Origin of the sequence: Fusibacter sp. A1, from assembly GCF_004125825.1 — a bacterium.
GTDB lineage: Bacteria > Bacillota > Clostridia > Peptostreptococcales > Acidaminobacteraceae > QQWI01.
In genome coordinates this window covers 206215-227262 of the sequence record NZ_QQWI01000001.1, presented here as the reverse complement: position 1 = coordinate 227262, position 21048 = coordinate 206215, and the positions used below count along the sequence as shown (strand labels likewise).

General features: G+C 45.7%; 13 protein-coding genes and 1 riboswitch. Of the genes, 11 read left to right on the top strand and 2 right to left on the bottom strand.

Going from position 1 to position 21048, the window contains the following annotated elements; all coding sequences use genetic code 11:
- The first annotated feature begins 7 nt into the window (after positions 1 to 7).
- From DWB64_RS00945 to DWB64_RS00935, 3 genes are read left to right on the top strand one after another with little or no spacing between them, the layout of a single operon-like run.
- Positions 8 to 1201, top strand: a complete 1194-nt coding sequence (locus DWB64_RS00945) for a bifunctional 3,4-dihydroxy-2-butanone-4-phosphate synthase/GTP cyclohydrolase II (protein ID WP_129486303.1) — start codon at positions 8 to 10, stop codon at positions 1199 to 1201.
- A 10-nt stretch (positions 1202 to 1211) separates the two neighbouring features.
- Positions 1212 to 1682 carry a 6,7-dimethyl-8-ribityllumazine synthase gene (ribE, locus tag DWB64_RS00940; protein WP_129486302.1) on the top strand — a complete coding sequence of 157 codons (471 nt, stop codon included), beginning with the start codon at positions 1212 to 1214 and terminating at the stop codon, positions 1680 to 1682.
- Positions 1675 to 2331, top strand: coding sequence for an HAD family hydrolase (locus DWB64_RS00935; protein ID WP_129486301.1), 657 nt, complete (start codon positions 1675 to 1677; stop codon positions 2329 to 2331). The genes ribE and DWB64_RS00935 overlap by 8 nt, the downstream gene beginning before the upstream one ends.
- Before the next feature lie 57 nt (positions 2332 to 2388).
- Here DWB64_RS00935 and DWB64_RS00930 read toward each other — a convergent pair whose 3' ends face one another.
- Together DWB64_RS00930 and DWB64_RS00925 are read right to left on the bottom strand one after the other, a co-directional pair.
- Entirely contained in the window at positions 2389 to 3537 is a 1149-nt protein-coding gene (locus tag DWB64_RS00930) for an amidohydrolase (protein ID WP_129486300.1), read from the bottom strand.
- A gap of 58 nt (positions 3538 to 3595) precedes the next feature.
- Positions 3596 to 4270 carry a hypothetical protein gene (locus DWB64_RS00925; RefSeq protein ID WP_129486299.1) on the bottom strand — a complete coding sequence of 225 codons (675 nt, stop codon included), beginning with the start codon at positions 4268 to 4270 and terminating at the stop codon, positions 3596 to 3598.
- A gap of 239 nt (positions 4271 to 4509) precedes the next feature.
- Positions 4510 to 4594, top strand: a riboswitch (cyclic di-GMP riboswitch).
- Between the two features lie 147 nt (positions 4595 to 4741).
- Between DWB64_RS00925 and DWB64_RS00920 the strand changes: the two genes are divergently transcribed.
- From DWB64_RS00920 to DWB64_RS00885, 8 genes are all read left to right on the top strand, one after another.
- Positions 4742 to 6685 (top strand): trypsin-like peptidase domain-containing protein, encoded by a 1944-nt coding sequence (locus tag DWB64_RS00920; RefSeq protein WP_129486298.1) that lies wholly within the window; start codon positions 4742 to 4744, stop codon positions 6683 to 6685.
- Between the two features lie 234 nt (positions 6686 to 6919).
- Positions 6920 to 11650, top strand: coding sequence for an Ig-like domain-containing alpha-2-macroglobulin family protein (locus tag DWB64_RS00915; protein ID WP_129486297.1), 4731 nt, complete (start codon positions 6920 to 6922; stop codon positions 11648 to 11650).
- A complete protein-coding gene (gene amrB / locus DWB64_RS00910; RefSeq protein WP_129486296.1) occupies positions 11651 to 12577 on the top strand; it encodes an AmmeMemoRadiSam system protein B in 927 nt (308 codons plus the stop codon).
- 143 nt (positions 12578 to 12720) lie between these two features.
- A complete protein-coding gene (locus DWB64_RS00905) occupies positions 12721 to 13302 on the top strand; it encodes an NUDIX hydrolase (protein WP_129486295.1) in 582 nt (193 codons plus the stop codon).
- Positions 13303 to 13398: 96 nt separating this feature from the next.
- Complete coding sequence (locus tag DWB64_RS00900) at positions 13399 to 14427, top strand: LacI family DNA-binding transcriptional regulator (RefSeq protein WP_129486294.1); 1029 nt, start codon at positions 13399 to 13401, stop codon at positions 14425 to 14427.
- Between the two features lie 117 nt (positions 14428 to 14544).
- Positions 14545 to 17709, top strand: a complete 3165-nt coding sequence (locus DWB64_RS00895; RefSeq protein WP_129486293.1) for a cellobiose phosphorylase — start codon at positions 14545 to 14547, stop codon at positions 17707 to 17709.
- A gap of 25 nt (positions 17710 to 17734) precedes the next feature.
- Positions 17735 to 19588, top strand: coding sequence for a glycoside hydrolase family 3 protein (locus DWB64_RS00890; protein ID WP_129486292.1), 1854 nt, complete (start codon positions 17735 to 17737; stop codon positions 19586 to 19588).
- 20 nt (positions 19589 to 19608) lie between these two features.
- On the top strand, positions 19609 to 20961 hold the full coding sequence (locus tag DWB64_RS00885; protein ID WP_129486291.1) for a glycoside hydrolase family 30 beta sandwich domain-containing protein: 1353 nt from the start codon (positions 19609 to 19611) through the stop codon (positions 20959 to 20961).
- Positions 20962 to 21048: the final 87 nt, after the last annotated feature.

Here is a 21048-nt window from a genome sequence, read left to right as displayed (position 1 = left end):
TATGCACATGGGGTTCAATGCGATTGAAGAAGCAATTGAAGACATCAAAAAAGGTAAGATGATCGTGGTTGTAGACGATGAGGACAGGGAAAACGAAGGCGACCTCTTGATGGCCGCCCAGTTCGCGACGACAGAAGCGATCAACTTCATGGCGACACACGGCCGTGGACTGATCTGCATGCCGATGGAACCTGAGAGGCTCACAGAACTTGACCTACATGCGATGGTGAAGAAGAGTTCAGACCCAAAAGAGACCGCCTTCACCGTGTCTGTGGATCATGTGGATACCACAACAGGGATCTCAGCCGGAGAACGCGCGCTGACCATACAAAAGCTGATAGCAAAAGAATCCACAGGAGCTGACTTTACAAGGCCAGGCCATATCTTTCCACTTAGAGCCAAGGCGGGAGGCGTATTGAAGCGTGCAGGGCATACAGAGGCAGCTGTAGATTTTGCAAGACTTGCGGGGCTTGATCCGGCGGGTGTGATCTGTGAGATCATGAACGACGACGGATCGATGGCAAGGGTAAATGACCTTGAAAGCTATGTGCTAAAGCATGACCTTAAAATGGTGACAATCGCAGACCTGATCGCCTACAGGCGTAAGAACGACAGCCTGATCGAGCGGGTTTCAGAAGCTGATATGCCAACGGCATACGGAAGCTTTAGAATGATCGGCTATGTCAACAAGTTAAACGGCGAACATCATGTAGCCCTTGTAAAAGGGGAGATCACCAACGAGCCGACGCTGATAAGGGTACACTCCGAGTGTCTCACAGGAGACGCTTTCGGATCCTTAAGGTGCGACTGCGGAGATCAGCTTAGCTCAGCACTTGCCGCGATAGAGAAAAACGGAAAAGGAATCTTGCTCTACATGAGACAAGAAGGCCGTGGTATCGGTCTTATCAACAAGATCAAGGCCTATGCGCTTCAGGATCAGGGCATGGATACCGTTGAAGCCAATCTGGCACTCGGGTTCGATGAGGACCTAAGAGATTACGGTATCGGAGCACAGATTCTTCAGGATCTTGGCGCGCATAACATCAGAATGATGACCAACAATCCTAAAAAACTATCCGGTTTAAGGGGCTATGGCATCAACGTGGTCGAAAGGATCGGCATTCAGATGAATCACAATGAAAAGAACGCATTCTATTTAAAGACCAAGCAAGAAAAAATGGGACATCTACTAAAATTCTAGGAGGAAACACATGAGAATCTTTGAAGGGAATTTAATCGCACAAGGCAAGAAGTTCGGTATCGTGGTTGGAAGATTCAACGAGTTTATCGGATCAAAGCTGCTCGGTGGAGCGCTAGACACCTTAAAACGACACGGTGTCAAAGAGGAAGAAATCGAAATCACGTGGGTGCCTGGCGCCTTTGAAATACCGCTGATCGCAAAAAAGCTTGCTGTATCGGGCCGCTATGACGCGGTAATCACGCTAGGCGCTGTGATCAGAGGGGCGACACCTCACTTTGAAGTGGTATCGAGCGAGGTATCAAAGGGCGTTGCGAGCGCATCCCTTGATACGGGTGTACCGATCATCTTTGGAGTACTGACGACCGATTCGATTGAACAGGCCATCGAACGTGCGGGAACAAAGGCGGGTAACAAGGGTTCTGAAGCCGCTGCCACTGCCATCGAGATGGCAAATCTCATGTCAGAAATCCAGCATGCTTAAAAGGAATATCAAAACCCTGTACTTCGATTACGACGGCACCCTACACGATTCAATCGCTGTTTATGCGCCTGCTTTCAGAAAGGCGTTCGATTATCTGGTCGAGCACGGCTACGCAAATGAAAGAAGCTGGGCTGATGACGAAATCGCAAAATGGCTGGGATACAACAAAGAAGCCATGTGGCAGGCCTTTATGCCTGACCTTCCAGAGGCTTTAAAGCAAGAAGCCGGCATGTTAATAGGCACAGAAATGAACAGACGAATCGAAAAAGGCGAGGCGAGGTTATACAAGCATTCGCTTAAGGTGCTCCGTTATTTGAGGCAACAGGGCTATCGACTTGTCTTTATCAGCAACTGCAGCGACGGCTATATGCAGGCTCATAAAAAACAGTTTGGTCTGGATGACTATTTTGATGAGTTTATCACTTCACAAGCGTATGATTACCTGCCTAAATGGCAGATACTGAGTATCCTAAGAGGGAATCAGCATGAAAATGCCCTCATGATAGGTGACCGTTGGATGGACATGGAGGCAGGTATTAAAAATAATATGCAGACGATCGGTTGCAGGTACGGGTTCGGGACTACTAAAGAGCTTGAAAACGCCACTGTGTTGATAGATGATGTTGGGGAATTGATGGGAATTTTGTGATTGGTGATTGGTAATTAGGTGCTAAAACGACAGTTCTTGCGAACTGTCGTTTTTTTGTTAGAAAATAGTAATTCCGTTTACGATGATTTTTTCTGCAACGGCGTGTAAGTCAAATGGATGCCTGTCCCAAATGACGATATCTGCATCTTTGCCAACTACTAAACTACCGATTCGGTCGTCCACTTCTATGATTTGTGCGGGGTGGAGGGTGATCGCTTTTAGGGCTTCTGCTTCACTCATGCCCGCTTTAACGGCAAGGCTTGCGCACATGGGTAGGTATTCTAGCGGAATGACAGGGCTGTCTGTCATTATGGCTACTTTGACTCCGGCTTGTTGGAGTACACCTGGTGTAACAAAGGACTTTTCATTCAGTTCGAATTTTGATTTGTTCCCAAAACTAGGACCGACAACGGCGCTAAAGCCTTCTTTTGCAAGATCACTAGCGATCAGATGACCTTCTGTACAGTGTTCTAGGGTCAGGTTGACATCGAACTCCTTAGCGATTCTTATTGCAGTAAAGATGTCGTCCGCACGATGCGCATGTGCCTTTAGCGGGATTTCTTTTTTTAGTACGGGTAACATCGCGTCCAGTTTCATGTCGTAAGTCGGCAGTTTTGACACATCGCCTGCTGCGCTTTCGATTTTCACCAGATATTCCTTGGCTTTAGCTAAGGTTTGTCGAAGAAGAGCCGCTGTTCCCATTCGTGTGGACGGCGTGATTTTTTTGTCGGCATACACTCTTTTAGGATTCTCGCCAAATGCGCATTTCATCGCCATGTTGTCACGGATGACCATATCATCCACTCGGTGACCGTGCAGCTTCATGACAGTAAAGGTTCCACCAATCACGTTTGCGCTGCCAGGGCCAGTACAAGCAGTTGTCACCCCGCCCTTTAAGGCCAGTTCGAAGGCCTCATCCCTTGGATTGATCGCATCGATCGCCCGCAGATGCGGCGTGATCGGATCGGTTGCCTCATTGCCGTCAGAACCTTCAAAGCCAATACCTTCTTCCCACATGCCGACATGGCAATGCGCGTCGATAAATCCGGGGAATACGAGTTTTCCTGCTGCGTCGATGACTTCTTCGCGCGCTTTGGGCTTTATGTCCTTAGCGATTTCAGTGATTTTATCACCTGTCACCCGTAGATCGGTTGTTTCTAGAATTCCATTTTCAATGGTGTAAAGTGTGCCGTTTTTTATAAGCATGGTAAAACCTCTCTTTTAATCTTTCTACAGTATAGCATAAAAAGGGCACATGATATGATTACATGCGCCCTTTGATCGTCTGCCTCATCTGCTTGAAACCCATAATGACAATCCAAACGTAGGCGATTGTTTTTGGAATCATAAGCATTCCGATCCATGAATAGGTTTTTGCCCAGAGTACGACGGGAACATAAAACCCGAAGGACAGTGTGATGGCGAGCCACATGAACTTGAAAATAAGATCGCTCTGTTTTTTAGCCTGCTGATAGAAGAGCACGAGTATGATTGCTCCCATGATGGCAAATGGAAGGTTTCTGTAGATTCCCCAGCTAACCGGTTGATAAAAGTTGAACCAGTCATTCTGTGGGAATAGGCAAAGAACGATTCTAATGACAGCAAGTGAGTAGATAGTCATTGAAAGGGTCTTTGACTCCTGTACCCGGTATTTTTCAATCCAGATTCTATAGAGTATGACATAAAAAACGGTCATGGTGATCGAGGTGACGAACTTACCAAAACCAAGTGCTGTCGCGTTTGCTTCTAGACCGGTTGTGAAGAGTGCGTAGGATCTTGGTACAAGATGAAAGGCGTCACCAAAACCGAGAAGCAAGGTCATCGCACCGAATAGGCGATTCATCTTGTTTTCTTTGGTATGGCTTAACATGATAAGACCTAAAGTAATGACTGTTGAAAGGTAAAGTACATTAAAAATGGTTTCCATGATTGCTTGCATAAGAGCTCCTTTTATACTTAAATTACACAACAGTGTGTAATTTAAGTATAAAACTCTAGATACCAATTGTAAAGACCCTTCTTAGTGAAAGAGTAGGTGGTAATTCAATCAAGGAAATATCCCATTAAGGCCGACAAGACGTTCAGAAAATTGAGAAAGGTTCAAAAAAAAAAGCAAATCCCTAACAAATTAGTGTTTTTAATGCTTAAAAATGAGTTATACTGTACGGGAGTCCAAAATCGAATAATGAGCAAATCAACTGAAAGGTTGAGACGCAAAGCCATGGGTCTAAGGTGTTTAAGCTATGATTGCCAGGTTGCCGTTAACTATAATGATGAGCAGCCTAATTGGCTGCCTTTTTTGTTTTAAAGGGTCAATGATTGCGCGATTCGGAAAGTGTGATAAGAAAATGGATACACTAAAAACAAGCGGGAATCGGTTACGACCGATTGTGTGTAGCGGGAGGATGTAATGCGTAAAGTCATTCATGTATTTTTGATACTTTTACTGGCCAGTTCAGTAACTTTTGCAGCTGGTAGTCCATCAAATTGGTCGAAAGAGTCACTTGATTCCTTGTCATCGTATCAAGTGTTAAGGGATTCTGCATTTGACAACTATCAAGGTGATATCACTAGAGAGCGATTTGTGTATCTGTCGGTCAAGCTTTATGAAGAGATCACCGGAACTCAGATTGTGGTCAATCCCGAAATAAAGTTTACCGATACGACAGATGAAAACAGTTTAAAAGCTGCGACAATTGGAATCACTACAGGTGTGGGTGACAATCGGTTTGATCCGAGCGGCTCACTGACAAGAGAGCAGCTTGCGGTATTCATGGTGAGAACCCTTGAACTAGCTGGAATCGAACTTGCAGAGGGAACCGTACTGTTCGAAGACCATGCTCAGATCAGCTCATGGGCACGGTCAGCAGTGTATAAGGCGAAAAACAACGGCATACTTTCCGGAGTAGGAGACAACAGGATCGCACCAGGCAGTCCCACAAGCGAAGAACAATCCTTGGTGGTATTCAAGAGGATATTGGACGCCCATAGTCCTAAAACCTATGGTGCAAGCCTTCCTGTTGTAGAGAAGAAAAAGCTTACAACTACTGAAATTGCGTCGCTTTCAGGTAGCCTAGTCAAGTTACATGTAAAAACCTACACGGGAGAGAACTACTTAGGCAGCGGATTCTATTATGAATCAGGTAAAATCGGAACAAATCTTCATGTGATCGACCAAGCGCAGACCATTGAGATAGAACATGAAGATGGTTCCATCTATAAGGGAAACGTCTACATAACGGGGTATGACATCGATCTGGATTTAGCTGCGCTACAAATTGAGGACACATCCGTCACACCGCTAACTGTAAAACAAGAACTTGATTTACAAAAAGGCCAGAAGATCTATACGATAGGCAGTCCTCAAGGGCTCATCAACACCTTGTCTGAAGGAATCATTAGTTCGATAAGGGAAGTAATCATTCAAATTACAGCACCTGTGAGTCCAGGATCTAGCGGTGGTGCTCTATTGGATGAGTATGGTGAGCTAATCGGAATCACAACTTTTTTAGTTGAAGGTCAGAACCTTAACTTTTGCGTACCGGTGAACTTGTTCACTTCGATGGATAAATCCAAAATGCTCACTATAGATGAGTTTACAGCACTAACCAATCCACAGACTAAAGCACCGACGAATGTGACCATAGCGGCACTGTCGAATACATCTATTGAAGTGACATGGGATAAGGGTGATGCGGACTATTATATGGCCTTTTTAGGAGTAAAAGGTAATGAATGGGCGGCAATCAACAACGAGGCGGGCGAAAACTACTGGGTGCTCGAGGACGAGTTAATTGATGGATTAACCGTGGAAGGTATTCATTCTGATAGAGAAGTCAAAGTTGCTATCTTAGCGGTTAAGGATGGAGTCGCATCGCAATATAGTTATTCCGAGGTGCTAAAGCTTGAAGCCTTCAACTTGTATCAGATACAGGATGGTCTCAAAGAGGAATACGGTGTCATCACTCTTGGAGAGGAAGAGATCCATATTAAAAGGTTTCACATTGAAATCTTTGAATACATGCGAACCAAAGAAGTAAGCATTGTTGCAAACATTGCTGATGACAGCGTAGAGAACTTCATGCGTCTGTTCGACGAATATGAGTTTGAGTTAGTGGCTTTAGGAGCTCAAATCGCAACTGAAATCGAAATCGAAACAGGTATATCGACATCGCTTACTATGAAGTACTATCGCTTTAGCAGCGAGAAGCCGACAGGATTCGGTAAGAACCTTTTGGAATATGATTATCTAATGTTTGATCCCAATGAAGAAGAGTGGCATCTTAGCTATCCTTTCTTTGAGGTGACCTCGATCAGAGACGATGGTTCGTTTGGTTATTCGAAGTGGAAATAAGCGAGCTGGTCTAGGGGGAAGATTAGATCAAAGGTGATGGTTGTCACCATAAAAGAATACTGCTACTGATGTGAAGTTCTCTTTCTAACCCAAAGAGAACTTTTTTACTTTTAGCATCCTTTTTCCATTAATGAACTTCCTTATATTAAATTATTCTTAAATTCCACTCATCTGGGTATTGTTTTTTTATAATAAAGAAAAGCGGACAGAAGATAAGGAGGTCTACGGATCGATATGGATAAAAAGCGGATCGCACTGATTATGACAGCGGTTTTAATTGCACTAATGGCAGGTATTTGGATGCTAAACAGAGAGAAGGAAGGCACTGGGCAAGAAGTGCAAATCGAATTGCCGCCTGATAGGGTGGATATTAGCAAGGAAGCGGTTGACATCCTGAGCGTCGAGGCCTTGGATGCAGTTGACGGATTGATCAGTGAGGATACTTCGTTCTTGGTGACCGCGGACACAGAGATTGACGACGGGTATCTTGCAACCTTCTTGTCAATCACTCCGGCAGTGGAGTATCAGGTCGAACGCACAAGCGACTTGAGTGTGCTGATCAAGCCCGTTGAGCCTCTTGACGCCGGAACGGTCATTAAGTTCAGGCACAATAACAAAACCCGTACTGCAGGCTGGTCTTTTGAAGTCGGCGGTAACTTAAAGGTGGTTGGGACCTATCCGGCGAGGCATTCAAGCAGTGTTCCGCCTAGTTCTGGAATAGAAATCTCGTTTTCGCAAGTAATTGACGAAAGCATTTTGGAGTTCATCACAATAGAACCTGAAATTGAATATTCCCACAGAATCGACAAAAATACCTTGATCCTGATGCCTACTTCGCTTGACTTAGGATGCACCTATCAGGTGAAAGTAAGGGACGGGTTTATAAGCCAGGTCGGTAGTCTCTTGGCGTCCGGTTACGCGTTTGACTTCACAACGGGAGAATCCGGAAATTTCGGATATGAACAAGCGAAGATGAGTCTTGTTCTTGAAGGAGATGCTGCCGTGCTCGAGGTTCCTTACGAATGGATGCCCTCGCCTGAATCGGTTCAGCTTTACAGGATGGATGAAGAAGGCTACCGGAAAGCCACTGCGAACTACCTAGCAGACAGTAAGTACTATTCGCATCCCGGCAAGCGAATGGATGAATCTGTACTAGAGCCTATAGATGGTGTTGAAGTCAGCGCATTTGAGAGGAGCTATTCAATCTTTGGTGTCCTAGACGGACTCGACAAGGGGTATTACCTTGCCAAGTTCAGTGCTCGTTCAAACACGTACTATCAGTTTTTCCAAGTAACGAATCTAAACATCTATATAGAAAGCACGGAAGATGACGCCCTGCTATGGTGCATCGATACTGAAACAGGTCAAATGATAGACAGCGCTAAAATAATTGTAGACGGAGCGCTTACAGGTGAAACCGGATCTGATGGAACAGCTTATGTCGAACTTGACTCTACAGATGCTGCTATAGTTGTGGAGACAACAGATGAGCGTGTCCATTTGCCTTATAGGTTCAATCGGAACTACTACTGGTATGATTACTCCTCAAGTAGTGATAAGAATGAAACTCCAAAGGGGCACTATTTCCTTTACTCGGACAGATCGGTATACCAGGACGGCGATATGGCATCCTTCTTTGGCATGGTCCATCTTTTAGGTCAGGAAAACCCGGCGTCTGTGGAGCTTGTACTCTTTAACGACCATCGTGAAGAAGTGGATAGGATGACATCGCAGGTGAGCGACTTCGGCACTTATGGCGGTAGTTTTGAGCTGAATAAGCGTTCGGAGTACAGGTATGAACTGGAGGTGACTGCTGGTGAGGTTGTACTCGACACACTAAGTGTCGGAATTTCAACCTATGTGAAACCCGAATTCATCATCACAACCGAACTTGAAAAAGAAGTGCTGGGGCCAGGTGAATCGACAAGACTCTATGGAACGGTGACCTATTACGACGAAACTCCCACAAGCCTTTTTGAACTGAATACCTACAGCGGAAAAGGCTACTGGGAGCGTGAGTTGGGATCTGAGAAGATCGTCACCGACACGACTGGCAGTTATGATATCCAGTATACTCCCAAGTACTGGTACGAGACTTCAAAACCCTTTATGTTTATGGTAGAAACCACGAATAAGAAGGCTGAGAACACGGATGTAGCTGACCATGACATGGTGCAGATTTTTCCATCTGAGATTATTCTTGATGCGACCAGTCAGGTAAATGAGAATGAGGACCAGCTTATAATCGAAGTTACCAGCCATAAGCTGAAACTTCCTACAAAGCAGCTCATGACAGACGACAGCAAACTCTATTCAGGAGAACCGCTTGATATTCCAATACACGTGATAGTTGAAGAAACCTACTACGAAGCCATAACGCTAGGCACAAGTTACAATCCGCTGACTAAAGAAATGGAAACAAAGTATGATTATAGTTACCGAAGAGCGGTCGTTTATGATGGGTCGCTTATCACAGAAGACGGACTGTCGACGATCGGCATAGACTATGTGCCAGGTCGAAACTACTCTGTTAAGGTCACGACGATGGACACACCAGATCATATGATCCAAGCGAACACTTATGTATATGGTACACATGGTTATATCGAAAGGTATGAGGCTGCTCCGAGGTTCAAAGCACTGGACAGTGTGAAGCTCAATGAGCGATTCACACTTGAACTCGACTTGCCTGAAAACGTACTTAAAAGCAGGTCCGCCACAAAGGAAAAGACGCTATTTGTAGTCTATAAGAACGGTTACAGGGAACATCAGGTCAACAGAGGCAGTACTTATTCCGAGGTGTTCACCGAAGAGGATGTATCCAATGTGCTGATCAGAGGAATCTACTTTGATGGAAGCAAGTTTAGGATCGGTGAATATCCTCCGACAATCAGTGTGATGATGGATCCTGAAGAAAAGAAACTGGATCTGACCATCACAACCGACCGTAACCAGTACAAACCTGGAGAGGAGATCACGGTTGAAGTGGTGTCAAAAATCGGTGAGACAGGCGTGAAAAGCAGGGTGCTGATCAATATGATGGACGAAGCCTACTACGCGCTATACCCTGACAATCGTAAAGCCTATCAGGAGTTCTATGACTATGATTCGACCGCAGGGTATCCACAACATTACCATACGGGATATATCACTTTCCCGGACATGGCTGAAATGGGTGAAGGCGGGTCGGACGACTATTATATTAGAGAGAATTTCAAGGATACTGCGGCATTCATAGAGATCCAAACAGATCAGAATGGGATCGGAAAAGCCTCGTTCACACTTCCGGACAGCACCACAAAATGGCGGATCACCACCCATGGAATCAGCGGTGAAAGGTTTATCGGTACTGCGACAGAACAAGTTGTCAGCACGCTGCCGTTTTATTCGCGTATGATTCTTCAAGAGAACTATTTGACCGGTGAAAAGGCGGATGTGGTAGTCAGGGCAGGTGGAGAGGCGATCGACAAGGATACGTCGGTTACCTACAAGCTGAATGTGAATCCTCCGACAGGACCGGATTATACACTTGATGGAACAGAGTTGGCTTCGGAGTACACTTCTCTTGCCATGAAAACCCTTGAACCTGGAAGGTATGAAGTCACACTTTTCGCAGACACCGATACCTACAAGGATGCGGTACTTAAAACCTTTGAAGTCGTCGATTCCAAGGTAGAGTTTTCAGCGATGAGAAGGCTGCCCTTGTCAGATACATTTACACTTACAAGGCCTGAAAAATCATCCTACTTGAGGATCATCAACACAGATGCGCGGGAACTTCACGAAGAACTACTGAAACTACTGACCTATCCGTCAAAAAGAGCCGAATGGGCGCTTACAAACGAACTGATTCGGATAAGGTATGGCGGAATGTACTCGACAGAAATCCTTCAAACTCCTTATCTTGACACACTTGATCCCTTTACGTATTATGGCGGCGGCATCAGCATACTTGAAAATGCCGAGGATGACCTGCAGCTTACAACAGATATCGCAGTCATCGCACCAGAGTATCTTGATAAACAGAGTACAATAGAATATTTCCAGCGTGTGCTTAACGAGGAGGAGCTATCTACCCTAGACAGGCTTTATGCGATATGGGGACTTGCAGCCCTTGACGAGCCAGTCGTGCATAAGCTCAACCTTCTGCTGGGGTCTGACGAGGCAAACGCGTATACCGCATCTGAGAAGGTCATTTTAGCTTGTGCTCTAACAGAGTCAGGAATGATAGAAAAGAGCGCCCTTCTTTATGAGGAACTCCAAAAAGACATCGGTTCAAACGGCAAGTGGACAGAACTCGACCAGCGAGTCTTATTGCATCTTGCAGGTTTGGCATCTGAACTCAAACTGAATGATGCCACAGGCTGGTTTGAAAGAGCGACAGCCAACCTACCGAAAGAGCATGTGATGCAACTACTGATGATGAGGTACTACCAGTACCAAGACAAGGACCTTAGACCGGTAGTATTCGACGTCCTACTTAATGGCGTGACGGAGCATGTCAGCCATAAAGCGGTCTTTGCCTACACCTTGCCTCTAAGCGTTGAACCGAAAATCGAGTTTTCGAATATCAGTGGACCGGGTGAAATTGAGGAATACTACGTCGGAAATCTCTACAATGTCGATTTTAGCGAAAAGGGCGGTTATAAGATTGTAAAGACTCTTGACCGATCAGAGGTAGGTCTTTCAGAAGAAATAGTAGTAGAGATAGAAGTCACCAAACCTTCCATGGCCTATTTGACAGTCATCGAAAGTGTTCCATCTGGATTTTCTGTCGTGATGCCAAGAAGCCAAATGAATGCCACCAACCTTTATTTCCACTTTGGCGGCGAGGAGACGAAGAAAACATTTACCTATACGATAAGGGCCAAACAGACAGGAACCTTTAAGCTGGAGCCCTCCGTATTGTCCACAGGGGACCATGCCTACTATCAATCGAACCCCTTTGAATTGAAGGTGAAGTGATTGAATGTAAAGAGAAAGTCGCTGGTTTTGGCAGTGATTTGTACGGTGGCAATCTGCCTTTTGCGCATAGGATATGGTTGGGACGCCCCGGCTGAAAAAGATGCGAAGCAGAATATGAGAATCGTGGCTGTAGTGGATAATGAGATACAGACCGTATCCTACCCGGCACCTGAGTATTTGCAGCTGATGAACATCTTCAGTAAAACGGAGTCACTAGATGAGAATAGGTTTGAAACCTTGGAAATTGACAAGAAGCAGATCGGCATGATTCTTCCGCACCATCTGCTGGCAGGACACGAGATACTAAAAGCTTATCGTGAAATCGCAGATTTCGATCCTGAACTGATTATCCTTATGTCGCCGAACCATCAAGGGAGGATCAACGCGCCTATCCTGTCGAGAAAGGAACCGTTGATCGCTTTTGATACCATATTCCTTATGGATGATTGCGTTCTTGAAATGGAGAACAAACATCTTATCAGATACGACAAGGAACTGCTCTTGCTGGAACACGGCATTTATAACCATCTGCCCTTCTTATCGGAAGTCGGATTCGACGCTCCTATCCTTACGCTGGTTGTGGCGCGCAACACGTCGGTTGAGCAACTGGATGCGGTTCATGCGTATCTGAATGACTACACAAAAAATAAAAAAGTACTCTGGATAGCGTCAATCGACTTCTCGCACTATTTGCCAGCGGCTATGGCAAATACGAAGGACGATGAAACGATGGAGTGGATCGAAAACAGAAATTATGAAGCGATTGCAAAAAGCACGAGTGACCATCTGGATGCCCCTGGTGTCTTGAGGCTGTGGCTCAAGCAGTTTGAAAACACAAAATTGCTATGGCACAGCAATAGCGCGGAGATTTCAGACGGCTTTCACGATGTGCCCGGGACAAGCTATCTCATCTACTACGGTGAATAGGCGTGACGTGGAGTGTTTGTATGAATTATTTATTACGGGGGCTAGGCTAATTTGACGTAAAAAGTTATACTGTTGTTAAGGACCTGCAAGCAGTCATCCACTTGCAGGTCTTATTTGACCATTTGTCAGTTGGAGGAACCCCTATGTTGAAAGAAACCCATTTGAATTTTACAACAGTAGGCGTATACCTAAAATATGAAGATTCACTAGCCTTCATGATTGGACCGGATCAAAATGGAACAAAGCTTAAAGTAATCAGGCTTGGTGGACATATTGAAAAAGGTGAATCAATTCAGGATGCCCTGGAGAGGGAGCTGATGGAAGAAGCATGTGTGACTGTGGACCTCAAGGATGTCGATTACACTTTTTACAAAGTAAAGTGGCACAAGAAAAGGATCATGTATGAGAAGTTCGATCGCTTTGACCTAAAACCTCTCATCGTTGTCGGAAACCAGCACCGGGCCACAGCTCTTTTTATTGCTGAAACCCTTAAGAAGCCTGTTCCCGCGATGGAGTCGCATGGGATCATATTTTTAAACCGGGATCAGGTCAGGTCGATTTGCACTAAAAGAATCACCTTGGCTGATTTTATCGCAAGCGGGGGTGAAGTGATATTTCAAAAGCCTCTCAACCACGAGATGCAGATCACTGCAGGAGTTCACCTTAAGTTCATTTATGAATTGATCTTGATGAATCATAATATTATTAATGATTTGTTCAAATAGAGTATTGAAATCGATTTCCTTAGATGTTAAGATTAGTACACAGGTGACGAAATCGATTTCGTTGATGGTTGTCACTTGTTTAGAAAAGAGAAAAATATGCCTACAATCTATGATATTGCAAAATTGGCAGGAGTGTCTGCCACAACTGTTTCAAAAGTTTTCAACGACTATGACGAAGTCAGCCAGAAAACCAAAGACAAGGTGATGAAAATCGCTGCAGAAATCGGATATGTTCCGAACTTAAGCGCGAGAAGCATCAGAACCAACCGGAGTTATCTGATTGGTGTTGTATTTTCTGAGGATATGGGAATCGGACTTGAACATCCGTTTTTTTCTGTGGTGCTTGAATCGTTTAGAAAGGCGATCGGTGAATATGGTTTTGATACGATATTTATCAACAATTCGGTCGGCGAAAAGAAAATCGGTTACCTGGACCACTGCAAATACCGTAAGGTAGATGGACTGTTTGTCATCACCGCCCATCCAGATGATCTGGACTTTGAAAATCTGTTCGGGAGCAAGATCAAATGCGTCACTACAGATATCATCTTCAAGGATATTCCCTATGTGATGTCAGACAACATCGAAGGCGTTAGGACAGCAATAGATTACCTCTTTAAAAATGGACACCATAAGATCGCCCACTTAGGCGGACCGCTTCATACCTTATCTTCTAGGGAACGATACGAAGCTTATAAGACGGTTATGAACGAGAAGCAGCTGGTGGTTGAAGATAGGCAGATTGTCCTTTCAGAGGCTTTCGATTTTGACGAGGCCCATGAGGCGACACTTGAGCTATTAGGAAAATACAAGAGGGATGAGCTTCCCACCGCTATTTTCGCGTCTGCCGACATCATGGCGATTGGTGCGATAAAAGCGATTGAATCACTTGGATTAAAAGTACCGGAGGATATCTCGGTTATCGGATTTGACGATATCGCCTTTGCCCAATTGTCTAGCCCGGCACTGACGACGATCAGGCAAGATAAGGTAGAAATTGGAAGGCAAGTCGCCTATACGCTAAATCAACTGATCAGCAACAAGGATACGACGTGGAAACCGCATAGGATTCCTGTAACGCTTATTGAAAGAGATACTGTTAAAAAAATAAATGCGGCTGAATAAGTCGTTTTTATTTACAGAAAAGAGAAATCGATTTCGCTCGCATTGAGACTGACAATTGAAGGCTGATGAGAGTGTATCCGTCAGAGAATATAAGTTCACTTATGAAGGAGTTTGAAAATGAGTAAATACAGGTACGAAGAAGAACAGTTCATTATTGAATCCTATGACGAGCAAAAGCCCTTTGCCAGTTTCTTACCGGGAATCGCGGGGCTAAACGGCATTCCGATGTGGGTGTACTATGCCAATAGAGGACAAGGGATCGCGGGTTTCGGTGTGGAGAACAAGGATGGATCCATCTTTGATTTTGTTCCGGCAAATGTGGCTTACAAGAGAACGGAGCTACAGGGATTCAGAACCTTCGTCAAAGTAGACGGAAAAGTGCACGAGATCTTCTCGTCTGCATCGGATGATGTGTTTGAAAGAAAGATGCTCATCGAATCCAACAGTGTGGGTTTTGAAGAAATCAACCATACGATCGGCATTCAGGTGAATGTGAAGTACTATACGACAACGAATACGTCGTATCCGGGACTTATCAGAAAGGTGACGCTTAAGAACCTAAGCGACTCAAGTAAAAATATAGAAGTGCTCGACGGACTGATGACGGTCTGGCCCTTCCAAAACTCCAACTTTGTGACGAAGAACTTGTCGAACCTCGCTGTCGCATGGTTTGAGGCATACAATACGGATGTCAACATGCCATTTTTCAGAAATAGGTCGACAACCAATGATTCCGCGGAAGTCGGAACGGTTGAAGCAGGTCACTTTTACGCCGCATTTGTTCAAGGAAGAAAAGAAGCCTTAGCGGTTGTCTACGATCCTGAAGTCATTTTTGGTGAACAGACCGGACTTTTACGACCTGTGATGCTGATGAAAGAATCGCTAGTTGACCTGCTTAAGGTTGATCAAGTGTCTGCGAACAAGCTTCCGTGCGCTTTTGGAGCGTTTGTAGGTGAACTTGACGACATACTTACCATTTCAAGCATCGTGGGTAAGACGGACAGTGTGGAAGTGCTAAATGCTCTTGCTGTCGACTTTGGAGTCGACTACTTCAACGCCCAGGAATCGCAAGCCGCACAGGTGACAAAAGAACTGACAGACGATGTGCAGGGTAAGACGGCCTACAAGGTATTTGACGCCTATGTCAAACAGAGTTATCTGGACAACCTTTTAAGAGGCGGCTATCCACTGACATTTGAAGGTAAAGAGGGTCCCATCGTCTACCATGTCTATTCAAGAATCCATGGCGACATGGAAAGGGAATACAACGATTTTTATGTGGAACCGGCCTATTACTCCCATGGGGTGGGCAACTTCAGGGATGTGAATCAGAACCGAAGAAACGATGTCTATTTTGTCAAAGAAGCTGGGCTCTACAACATCAAACAGTTTATGGAGCTTTTGCAAATCGACGGACAAAATCCATTGTCGGTCAAAGGCAGCAAGCTTTCGATCGACCCTTGTGATATCGGATTGATCGAAGGGTCGATTGCAAAAGGTGCGGAGTCCATAAGACCGCTTCTTATGAAACCCTTCACACCGGGTGAGCTGTTAACCAAAATGGAGCAATTTGATATAAAGCTGAAGGTATCGCGTGAGGACTTCTTAAAGCGCGTGATGAGCAAGGCCATCCAAGAAAACCAGGCGGCTTACGGTCATGGTTTTTGGGTAGACCACTGGACGTACAATATGGACCTTGTGGACAATTATCTCAACATCTATCCAGACCGCCTGGAATCCCTTTTGTATGAGGATCAGTACAAGTATTTCAGAAGCCCTGACAGAGTGCTTCCACGTAAGGACAAGTACGTGCTTACAAAGGACGGTAAGGTCAGACAATACGATGCGATTCATAGGGACTCAGAAAAACTTGAAACAGAAAATTTTGATATAAGCGCTACAAACTGGACAAAAGACACCAGTGGTCAGGTGCTGAAGACGACACTCGCTGAAAAACTGATGATCCTTACGATCAACAAGATGACCAACTTTGATCCTTCGGGCTTGGGTATCATGATGAACTCGGATAAGCCCGGTTGGAACGATGCGATGAACGGACTGCCTGGATTGTTCGGATCTGGAATGAGTGAGGTGATAGAAATAAAACGCGTCATCAACTTCCTCACAGACGGACTCTCAAGGTATCCTAAGGGCATGGTCCTACCGGTGGAAGTCGCCATATTGATAGACGACTATCATGACCTTCTGAAAAGCCGTTTGGATCAGAAGATAGATGAACTTAAGTTCTGGGAATCGGTTCAAGACAAGAAGGAAAACTATCTTGAAAAGATAGAAGCAGGTATTGACGGCAGGTCTGTCGAGGTTGCTAGTGAACAAATTTTAAGTCTACTTGAATCCATGCTTGTAAAAATTGAAGATGCTATCGCTAAGGCGACCAAAATGGGAGACGGTATCCTTCCTAGTTATCTGGTGCATGACGCCGTGGACTATTGTCTGAACGAGGGAGCGAAACATCCTGTAAACGGTATGCAGACAGTGACTGTCAAGCGCTGGTGTGTTCGAATCCTGCCTCTTTATCTTGAAGCGCCTGCAAGGTATCTGAAGCAGCTAAAGGATAAAGAAGAGGCCAAGGTCATCTTTGACAAGATCAGACTTAGCGGCATGTATGATGAAAAACTCAAGATGTATATCACTTCTGAGTCGCTTGAGGAGGAAACGCTCGAAATAGGCCGTGCAAGAGCCTTCACCGCAGGCTGGCTTGAAAGGGAGTCGGTGTTCATGCATATGAGCTACAAGTACTTGCTAGGACTGATCAAAAGCGGATTGCATGAAGAATTCTATGTGGCTGCGTGCACGGCGCTACCACCGTTTATGGACCCGGCGGTCTATGGAAGAAGCACGCTTGAGAACTCGTCCTTCATCGCTTCGTCGAGAAATCCGAATCCTAAGAACCATGGTCGTGGATTTGTTTCAAGACTGACTGGAACCACTTCTGAAATGATCACGATGTGGCTTCATATGATGACAGGCACCAAGCTATTCAGCAGTGCAGACGAGTTGACGTTCAGTCTGAATCCGGTACTTCGCAGTGATTTCTTTGATGAGTCGGGTGAGGTCAGCTTCACACTCTTGAAGGAGACGACTGTCATTTACAGGAATCCTAAGAAAAAAGACACCTTTGGTACAGAGTGCGTCTCACCTGTTCTGTATGAGCTTGAGCTGTTTGACGGTGATAAAGTAAATGTTGAGAAGATCACAGGAGCCCTGGCGCACAAGGTAAGGGACAATCAAGTGAAAACCATGATTGTGACCTTGGGATAGATGACTTGAGAAACTGGAGGAGAAGATGAAGAAATGGATGACCTGCCTTACCTTGATCGCCGTACTTTTAATGGGCGGTTGCGGGACTTCAGAAGTAGAGGATGAAGTAGTGCCTGTGGATGATGAAACTGCACAAGCACAAGAGGAAAGAGGAAAAATTCTTATCGAGTCCCTTGAGGATATCGATAGGGCGATTAAGGGGATGACCCTCGAGGAAAAGGCGGGGCAGATGATTCAAGCGGAGCGATCCGGTATTCAACTCTCTGAGATTTCAAAATACAATATCGGCTCTGTGCTTAGCGGAGGAGGGAGTGTTCCGACGAAGAACACTCCAGAAGGTTGGATGCAGCTATCCAACCGGATGCAGAAGGTATCCAGAAACTCTTCAAGTGGGATACCCCTGATTTACGGCATTGACGCGGTACACGGACATAATAACGTTCTGGATGCTGTGATTTACCCGCATAACATCGGTCTTGGCGCTGCGAACAATCCAGCCCTTATGCATGAGATCGGTAAAGCTGTCGCAAAAGACATCAAGGCGACGGGTATCCAGTGGAACTTCGCTCCCGCAGTCTCGATCGTGCAGGATATCAGATGGGGAAGGACCTATGAGAGTTATAGCGAAGTCACAGGGCGTGTATCGGTTTTAGGCAGCGAGTATATCAAAGGACTTCAAGGCGAAGGCGTCGTGGCGACGACAAAACACTTCATTGGGGACGGATTCACCACCTTCGGTACCGGGGAAGGTGAGAATCTGATCGACAGGGGTGATGTGACCGCTGACTATCAGGTGCTGCTCAACATGTATTTGCCTGCCTATGAGCAGGCGATAGCGTCTGGGACAAAAACGATCATGGCGTCTTTCAATAGTGTGAACGGCGTGAAGATGCACGGGCATAAGACGCTCCTGACAGATGTCCTGCGCACACAACTCGGATTTGAAGGTGTTGTGATTTCTGACTGGGAAGCGATCGACGGACTCGAAGGTACGCTTGAAGATAGAGTCGCAAGCGCCATCGATGCGGGGATCGACATGCTGATGCAGCCCTTCAACTGGAAAGAGGTCTATGAGGCGATTCTCAGCGGTGTTGAAAACGGCAAGATCAGTGAGGACAGAATCGATGAAGCGGTTAAGCGAATTCTCGTTTTAAAATTTGAAGCGGGTCTGTTTGAGCCTTTCACAGAAAAAAGTGCCACAGACTTGGGCACCGATGAGGCGAAAGCGCTTGCAAGAAAAGCAGTCAGCGAGTCGGTTGTGCTCCTTAAGAACGAAGAGGTGCTTCCACTTGATTCAGGTCTTAAGATCTATCTTGTAGGACCGGCAAGCGACAATGTAGGTATTCAGTGCGGTGGATGGACACTCAGCTGGCAGGGAGAGATGACAGCTGACCTCAATCAGGGAACCAGCATCAAAGAGGCATTTGAAGCAGAACTTGCCAAAGGTGGAGGAAGACTTGTAAAGGATCCGGAAGAAGCGGATCTTGTAATCCTTGTCATCGGTGAAAAGCCATATGCGGAGATGAACGGCGATACTGCCGACCTTTCTTTGGATGGCCCCTTATCGCTTGAGGACAACCTTGCTGCGGTTAAGGAAGTAAAAAAGTACGACCTGCCTGTCGTGACGATCATGGTGGCTGGTCGGCCCTTACTTGTGAAAGACCACATAGGGGGCTGGGATGCGTTTGTCATGGCTTGGCTTCCGGGAACCGAGGGTGCGGGCATCACAGATGTGCTCTTCGGCCAAAGTCCATTTAAAGGCACCTTGCCCGTGACTTGGCCGATTGAAAATGAACAGGCAAGCGATTCAGCGCTTTTTAGCGACTATGATCGACTAGAACATCAATATAAGTACGGCGACGGAATAATAGATAATTAAGTAAAAGGAGTCAGTAATCAATGAGAGCGATTAGGACGGTTAACAGGAAAAACGAAAAATGGTTTGAAATGCCCGAGATCAAGATCACAGGCGAATACGATCCAAGCCGAAGTGTCGTGGTGGTAAATACCAAAGAACTCTGTCAGACACATATGGGCTTTGGCGGATCCTTTACAGAAGCCGCCGCCTTCACCTTTAGCGAAATGCCCGGCGAGCTTCAAAACGAGTTCATCCATGCCTGCTTTGACAAGACCGAAGGACTTGGTTACGTCTTAGGAAGGGTGCATATCCATTCGAGCGACTTCTCGCTGGAGAATTACACCTATGTCGAGGAAGGCGATAAGGAGCTTTCTACCTTCGACATGTCAAGAGAAGACAGATGGGTGGTTCCAATGATAAAGCTGGCCCAGTCAAAAGCGGGTCATGACATGACCCTTCTGGCATCGCCTTGGAGTCCGCCTGCCTTTATGAAAGACACCAACGACATGAATTACGGCGGAAAGCTGCTGCCGGAATTCGCACAGTCTTGGGCCAATTACTACGTCAAGTTCATCGAGGGCATGAAAGACAGGGAAATCAACATTTGGGGAGTGAGCGTTCAAAATGAACCTGCAGCTGTTCAAGTCTGGGATTCATGTTCTTATACCGCCGAGGAGGAAAGGGATTTTGTGAAGAACCACCTAGGACCGACCCTTCATAAAAACGGAATGGAGGACAAGGCGATCCTTATTTGGGACCATAACCGCGACATCATGGTAGAACGCGCTGCGACAGTCCTTTCAGATCCAGAGGCGGCGAAATACGTATGGGGAACAGGCAACCACTGGTATGTTAGCGAAGCTTTTGAGAATCTGTCAGTACTTCATCAGATGTTCCCAGACAAACACCTTCTCTTTACAGAGGGATGTGTCGAACTGACAAACCTTTCCACTGATACGACAGGAAAAAAAGGTTACATCGGGTCATGGAAGAACGGTGAGATCTACGGTAGAAACATCATAGGTGATTTTAACAACTGGAGCGAGGGTTGGATCGACTGGAACATCCTGCTTAATGAAGAGGGTGGTCCAAACCACGTGGATAACTTCTGTGAAGCGCCGATCATGTTTGATAGAAAAGAAAAGAAATTGATGATCAATCCTTCGTATTACTACATCGGTCACTTTTCAAGATACATCGAGGTAGGCGCCAAGCGTGCGAGCACTCTCACAAACGCTGAGGGAATACATGCGGTTTCGTTTGTGAATCCTGATGGCAAGACGGTGGTTGTCGTTCAAAATGAAGGCTGGATCAAGGACCTTGCACTGGTTGTGGATGGTGTGGGTGTGAATATCACAATGCCCGACCATTCGATTGCGACCTTTATCCTATAGTGACATTAAGGCCCCAATGACTATTCAATTGAGCCTCAAGTGTGCTACACTGTATTCATGAATTTTTAGGTGGATATGTTGGCGGAT

Coding starts and splice junctions, on each gene's coding strand:
- DWB64_RS00900 (WP_129486294.1), top strand. CDS start 13,399: ATGCCTACAATCTATGATATTGCAAAATTGGCAGGAGTGTCTGCCACA.
- DWB64_RS00915 (WP_129486297.1), top strand. CDS start 6,920: ATGGATAAAAAGCGGATCGCACTGATTATGACAGCGGTTTTAATTGCA.
- DWB64_RS00920 (WP_129486298.1), top strand. CDS start 4,742: ATGCGTAAAGTCATTCATGTATTTTTGATACTTTTACTGGCCAGTTCA.
- ribE (WP_129486302.1), top strand. CDS start 1,212: ATGAGAATCTTTGAAGGGAATTTAATCGCACAAGGCAAGAAGTTCGGT.
- DWB64_RS00895 (WP_129486293.1), top strand. CDS start 14,545: ATGAGTAAATACAGGTACGAAGAAGAACAGTTCATTATTGAATCCTAT.
- DWB64_RS00890 (WP_129486292.1), top strand. CDS start 17,735: ATGAAGAAATGGATGACCTGCCTTACCTTGATCGCCGTACTTTTAATG.
- DWB64_RS00885 (WP_129486291.1), top strand. CDS start 19,609: ATGAGAGCGATTAGGACGGTTAACAGGAAAAACGAAAAATGGTTTGAA.
- DWB64_RS00945 (WP_129486303.1), top strand. CDS start 8: ATGGGGTTCAATGCGATTGAAGAAGCAATTGAAGACATCAAAAAAGGT.
- DWB64_RS00935 (WP_129486301.1), top strand. CDS start 1,675: ATGCTTAAAAGGAATATCAAAACCCTGTACTTCGATTACGACGGCACC.
- DWB64_RS00925 (WP_129486299.1), bottom strand. CDS start 4,270: ATGCAAGCAATCATGGAAACCATTTTTAATGTACTTTACCTTTCAACA.
- DWB64_RS00930 (WP_129486300.1), bottom strand. CDS start 3,537: ATGCTTATAAAAAACGGCACACTTTACACCATTGAAAATGGAATTCTA.
- DWB64_RS00905 (WP_129486295.1), top strand. CDS start 12,721: ATGTTGAAAGAAACCCATTTGAATTTTACAACAGTAGGCGTATACCTA.